The sequence below is a fragment of the Frankia sp. AiPs1 genome (genome assembly GCF_023716945.1).
Lineage (GTDB): Bacteria > Actinomycetota > Actinomycetes > Frankiales > Frankiaceae > Frankia.
In genome coordinates this window covers 1-965 of sequence record NZ_JAMQQF010001051.1, presented here as the reverse complement: position 1 = coordinate 965, position 965 = coordinate 1, and the positions used below count along the sequence as shown (strand labels likewise).

Annotated in this window: 1 pseudogene; it reads left to right on the top strand. The window is 77.7% G+C overall.

The annotated features are described in order from the left end of the window. Positions 1-368: 368 nt before the first annotated feature. Positions 369-965 (top strand): annotated as a pseudogene (locus ND748_RS32780) (hypothetical protein); the annotation flags it as partial.

Genomic DNA, 965 nt, shown 5'->3' with positions numbered 1-965 from the left:
GGCCGTACCGGCCGACCGGGCCGGCGCCCTGCGCAGCCCAGGTCGCTCCGGTCCGAACGCGGGTTCCGCCCGCCCGCTCCGGCGCGGCACGGTTGCTGTCGGGCTTCGTGGTACCGCTCCTCGTCATGCTGGGCGGACGGACCAGGGAGATCGTGTCGGTCTCACCGGGCCGCTCGACCGGGTGTTCGGGGCGGGCACTGGGCAGGCCCGTCGTGCTTCGGCGGGCGCCGGGCGGCGTCGTACCGAGGGACTTCGCGGGCGACGATACGGCGGGCGAGCCGAGTTTGCGGGTAGCCGAGCCCGCATCGCCGCCGTGGGTTCCGGCGTTCCCGGTACGAGCCGACCCGGATGGGGGCACCGGCGACCCCGTGATACCGACCGGGGCCCCGCCCGCGCCGTTGCGGGTCGGCGCCGCCCGCGACCGACCGGACCGCTCGTCCGCCGCTGCCGCGGGCCGGGACGACGCCGCGGAGGCGGCGGGAGGCGAGGACGGCGGCACCGCGGTCGACGCCGACGGGGACGATCCCGACGGCGACAACCCTGACGGCGACAACCCCGACTGGGCCGATCCGGGTAGGGACGATCCCGGCTTGGACGGCAGCGCGGACTCGGACGGCGGCGCTGACTTCGGCGGCGGCACTGACTTCGGCGGCACTGACTTCGGCGGCGACGCGGACCTGGCCGGTGCCGCCGGCGACCGCGCCTGCGCAGCCGCCGCCCGGTCACCGCCGGCGCTACCGGCGGCCTTACCCCTCAGGCCGGTCGAGGACGACGAGGCGGACGATCCCGGCTTGGACGAGGCGGGCGGGGAGGACCCGGCCGCGCCGGCCCCCGGGGTGCCCTCACGGTCGTCGTCGTCGGCAGGCTGCGACTGCCCCGCCTCCGACCGGCCGGATCGTTGGAAGAAGGGGTTGCCTGCCGACGGGTCCAGCGAGCCGGCGCCGCCGGAACGGGCCCCGCCCTGT